Here is a 4,964-nt window from a genome sequence, read left to right as displayed (position 1 = left end):
TTCATTCAAAATATAAAAAATAAAAAGACATCATAAGCCATTAAATTTATTAAATATAAGCAAAATAAAAGAACGCTTTGTAATACATATTGTGAATTTTTGGTAAACAAAGGTTGTAATAAAAGCTGAATTGGACTAATTTCAACCATACCACCTGTATGACACGCTACAGGGAAACAGCAGTTAAATTGGTTAACCAAACCAAGTAACAACACACACAATGACGTAAGTCGTACCCAAACGGGAGAGATACATGAAACTCAATCAAATTACTTCAACATTAATTAATAAACATCAAAGAAGTAGCTCTACAACAATCGGTGCAGCAGCCCTTTTACTAATGGCTTCTTCAAATATTGCAGCGCAAGAGGCTCCGGCAGCTTCAGAAACGGCAGCTGCAGATATTGAAGTTATTGAAGTAAAAGGCATGCTAGGTAGTATGAAAGCCGCCGCTATGCTTAAGCGTACTGACGGACGTATTGTAGATGCGATTGTTGCTGAAGACATTGGTAAGTTACCTGATAATAATATTGCAGAAGCACTGCAACGTATTACTGGTGTATCTATTAATACCGATTTTGGTGTGGGTGACAGTGTTTCGATTCGTGGCTTACCTCAAAACCGTGTTGAATTAAACGGTCGCTCTACTATTGGTGACTCTCGTGACGGTATTAGCTTACAAGATTACCCATCAAGTTTCTTAAAAACGGTAGAAGTCGTTAAGTCTCCTACTGCCGATATGATTGAAGGTGCATTAGGCGGAACAGTTAGTCTAAAAACGGTTCGCCCATTAGAGCTAGATAAACTAACTGGTGCTGTTTCATTAGATGGTGAGTACGCTGATAAAACAGAAAAAGTAGCGCCTATTTTTAGCGGTTCACTTGGTAACAATTGGGATTTTGATGAAATGGGTACCTTTGGTGCCATTGCTATGTTTTCGTTTCAAGATCGCGAAATTCGTCAAGATGAAACGTCTAGCCGTGTTAAACCTCAAGACATCGAAATTAATGGCCAAGAAGGTAATACATCAAGTGGCAACGCTATCGTACGAGACGAGCACAGTGTTGAACAATACGTAGAACAACGTAAACGTACTGCTGTAAATTTATCACTTCAGTGGGCACCGCAATCTGGTAATGGCATGGTGTATCTAGATTTAAGTGGCACTAAACGCTCTGGTGAGCAAAGTGGCAACTCTATATTGGGTGTTGCAGGTTCACTATCAACAGATGCAAATACAACTCAAGATGCTAACGGCGTAAATAATTACACGTTAACCAACGAATTTGGTATTCCTAAAACATACAGTGACTTTCGTGAAACCGACTCGTTTTCAAATGCACTTGGTGCAGAGTGGAACCTTACTGACAGTATAAAAATCTCTGGTGAAATTGCGGTAGCATCATCAGAAAGTGTAAGACCAGATTCTGAATTTACACTTCGCCCAATCGAAAAATCAACATTTGAAGCAAGCGGCGGTGTTGATTTAGTAAACCATTTATATGATGGTGCATTTTCTCAAAACGGTAATAAATTACCAAGCATCATTCATTCAGATCCAAATGCATTTACTGACCCACAAAACTTAGCACTACGTACGTTTAAAAGTGAAGATAGAAGAACAGATAATGACGAAACAGCTATTCGTTTTGACGTTGAAATGTTTGAACCTCTCAGCAGCTTGAGCTGGGTGTCTAAAGTAAAAGCAGGTGTACGTGTTACTAACCGTGATTACGAATACGAGCAATACAAAGTAGAAATTAAAGACATTTACAAAAATGCATTTAACGACTCAGATGGTTCATTAGCTACTTTATGGGTTGATGACTACAACGCCGCTTTTTCAAATAGCTTCACAACAGTTAGCCACGACAACTCTTTTGACCAATTAGGTCATTCAGGGCAAAACGACCTACTAACGTTTTTAAGCTACAACGGTTTATCTAACCCTGCAAATACTTACGCTCAACTTCAGCAGTTACTTGCAGGTACTAACCTAGCGTCAACAGGTAGTCTTTCAGATAACCAAGAGTTCCAAGAAAGCGCATACCGTAACGTAGTTGAAGATACAGCTGCCGTGTATATATCAGCGTACTTAGACTTTGATAACATTACTGCGATTGTGGGCGGTCGTTATGTGACTACAGATTTAGAATCAAGCGTGTTTCTTAACGGCGAAAAAGTAACTGGCGACAATGACTATAGCGACTTTTTACCAAGCTTAAACGTTACGTATAACTACTCAGACGAAACATTATTTCGCTTTGCTGCTGCAAAAGTTATGCGACGCGCTGACTTTAGCGAGCTAAGCCCTGCGTTTGACGTTAATAACGACATTACAGGTGCAACGCAAGGCTCTATTGATTTAGAACCATACCGCGCAACACAATACGACTTATCTGTAGAGCATTACTTTGATGAAGGTAACGTACTATCTTTCGCAGTATTTTATAAAGATGTTGAGTCTTTCTTAAGTAACGAAAGCAGCTGTCAGGCTTCTTCAAGTACTTCAACTGGTCAAAACGTAACTCAATGGAACCAAGTATGTCAGCTTGACGTTGCAGGTGTTTCACAAGACAACCTAGTTTACTCTGATGCGACGGACTACCCAGTAGATGCAGATGGCTTTAACCATGTTGCAGGTCTGCGTGATGCAGGACTAACGGGTATCGATACAGTTAAAAATGTAAATGGTGAAAACGGCTCAGTACAAGGTTTTGAAGTGGGCTACCAACAGTTCTTCACAAGTTTACCTGGTGCATTTTCTGGCTTAGGTGTTAATGCAAACTACACGTATGCAGACAGCGAACAACCAAACGGCAACCCACTATTAGACATTTCTAAAAATACATATAACTTACAAGTATTTTGGGAATACGAAGGGTTCTCTACTCGTATCGCTTATAACTACCGTGACAGTTTCTTAGATACTGAAAACGAAAAACGTGTAGAAAATATTAACTCAGACGGCAGCATTTCAGCAGAAGGCACTGTTTACGGTAATAACTACCGTGACGACAGAGGCCAGTTAGATTTCTCTGCAAGCTGGGATATTAACGAAAACGTGACCTTAGTAGGTAATGCGACCAACTTAACGGGTGAGCCTTCAATCTACCTATCTGAACTAGGTGGTGCTTGGAAGTACACTGAAGCGGATCGCCGTTACAGCTTTGGTATTCGCGCTAAATTTTAATTTTCCCTAGACACTAAAGCCTGCTTTTATGCAGGCTTTTTTACGCCTATAAAAAAGTAGCTTTATATTATACAAACCTTATTAAAAACATGATTATTCTACCGAGTCTTGTGGATAAAAATATAAAGGTGGTATTAACTAAAAGTAAACCATCCCTTAACTTGTAGGAGGTCGCAAAAAATAAAGAAAATCCCTTATGGAATTAGTAAACACATCTAGTAAAACGAAAGTTCGGCATAAGACCGATATCAACAAAACACTATCTAAGATGCCCTTGTCATCTAGGCGCGTTTTATTTATGGCCATAGCTCAACTGGACTCTAAAAAAATAGTAAAGCAAGGCCAAGTATTCCGAATTTATGCTAGTGAATACGCGAAAATAGCCAAGCTAGAAATGAACACAGCCTATGAGCAACTAAAATCCGCGACTCTGGACTTACAAAAACAAATAATAGGGATTCCGAAAGATCAGCTTTTACCACCCATACCACGCTCTGGAGATAACCCTTGGAGGAAACCTAGCGGCAAAGGTATCGTATACTTAACGTCACTGAATACTGCGACTATGAGGACGGTGGCGGTTACGTAGACATTAACTTTAGCCGTCAAATGAAGCCGTATATTTGCATGATAGAGGGCAAATATACCACCCAAGTTTTAATATCGAGCACACGGCTAAAAGACACAAACGCAAGTAACTTATATCAACTCCTACGCCAGAAAATAAGCGAAAAGAAAGACCGCTATTTTGAAATAGGTGTCGATGAGCTAAAAGACGAACTAGGACTATACACAACAAAAAACAAGGAAAAATTTTACTCATACCCTCTATTTAAAGACTTGAATAAACTTGTCATAAAGCGAAGTATAGAGACGATTAAAGACACTACCGAAATAAAGAATACAAGCGTTGAAATCATCGAGAGGAAGCAACGTAAAGCAACTAAGCTAAGGTTCTCTTATCGAGTAGATGACCAAATGAAATTTGAGGGATTTTAGCTAAACTCGTTTCTCTGCATCGTTGTAAGCTTCTGACTTGTTTCTTTTCCCTATAGCCAAAACAAGAATCAAAACCTTTTCATCCTGTACTTGATATATCAAGCGATACCCTGCTTTACGCAGCTTAATTTTGTAGCAATCTGGCAGCTCTCTTAGTCGGTTAGCTTCAATCCGAGGGTGCTTTAAGACTTCTGACAACTTATTTTTGAATTGATCACGTACGGTTGCACCTAATTTATGCCACTCCTTGAGCGCTCGAGGGTCAAATTCTAACTCATAGGTCATTTAGCGAAACCTTTACCCCTGTTTTTGGTTCAGCTAAACGGGCTTTTGCAACAGCAATTAGCGCCTCGTCGTCACTAGTTAATAGCACAGATTTGAATGGTAAAGCCTCTCTTTGTGCAACATATTCTAATGTTTGTCTTAATAGTTCAGAGGGAGTTATACCTAACTTTTCTAATGCTGCATAAGAACGCGCTTTCAAATCATCATCAACACGAATATTAATAGTACCCATAGCACACCTGTAATTACAATTGTATATACATTAATTATATTCAACTGAGATAAAAGTGCAAGAGCTATTATTTTTATTCTAATGCTTAAAAGGGGTTGAAGGGGTATCCCCTTTGCACGCGACTGTATTAAGATTACGAAGTAATTGTATACATTCGACAGCGTGCCTACTATCTCATTTTGTCATACACTGTTTTCATCTGAAATAAGCTATTGTGCCTTTAAAATAGGCGTATACGCTTTGTTTACACCCGTT

5 protein-coding genes are annotated in these 4,964 nt (G+C 39.1%); 3 read left to right on the top strand and 2 right to left on the bottom strand.

All coding sequences use genetic code 11. The features are described from left to right. Positions 1–253 precede the first annotated feature (253 nt). The 3 genes from CXF89_RS18290 (at position 254) to CXF89_RS21580 (ending at position 4,192) form a co-directional block, all read left to right on the top strand. Entirely contained in the window at positions 254–3,193 is a 2,940-nt protein-coding gene (locus CXF89_RS18290; protein ID WP_121955397.1) for a TonB-dependent receptor, read from the top strand. A 196-nt stretch (positions 3,194–3,389) separates the two neighbouring features. After that, positions 3,390–3,782, top strand: a complete 393-nt coding sequence (locus CXF89_RS21585; protein ID WP_121955396.1) for a replication initiation protein — start codon at positions 3,390–3,392, stop codon at positions 3,780–3,782. Then, the gene (locus CXF89_RS21580) at positions 3,731–4,192 is read left to right on the top strand and encodes a replication initiation protein (protein ID WP_080670030.1); all 462 of its coding nucleotides are present in this window, start codon (positions 3,731–3,733) and stop codon (positions 4,190–4,192) included. The genes CXF89_RS21585 and CXF89_RS21580 overlap by 52 nt, the downstream gene beginning before the upstream one ends. Here the strand turns inward: CXF89_RS21580 and CXF89_RS18275 are convergent, their stop codons facing one another. Beyond that, positions 4,193–4,477, bottom strand: a complete 285-nt coding sequence (locus CXF89_RS18275; RefSeq protein WP_024605721.1) for a type II toxin-antitoxin system RelE family toxin — start codon at positions 4,475–4,477, stop codon at positions 4,193–4,195. It abuts the gene before it with no gap. Next, positions 4,467–4,709, bottom strand: a complete 243-nt coding sequence (locus tag CXF89_RS18270; RefSeq protein ID WP_024605722.1) for a type II toxin-antitoxin system RelB/DinJ family antitoxin — start codon at positions 4,707–4,709, stop codon at positions 4,467–4,469. The genes CXF89_RS18275 and CXF89_RS18270 overlap by 11 nt, the downstream gene beginning before the upstream one ends. Between the last annotated feature and the right edge of the window lie 255 nt (positions 4,710–4,964).

The organism is Pseudoalteromonas sp. MelDa3 (assembly GCF_002863625.1).
Classification (GTDB): Bacteria; Pseudomonadota; Gammaproteobacteria; order Enterobacterales; family Alteromonadaceae; genus Pseudoalteromonas; species Pseudoalteromonas arctica.
Note: the sequence above shows the minus strand (reverse complement) of the source record. Positions and strands in the feature narration are given on the sequence as shown.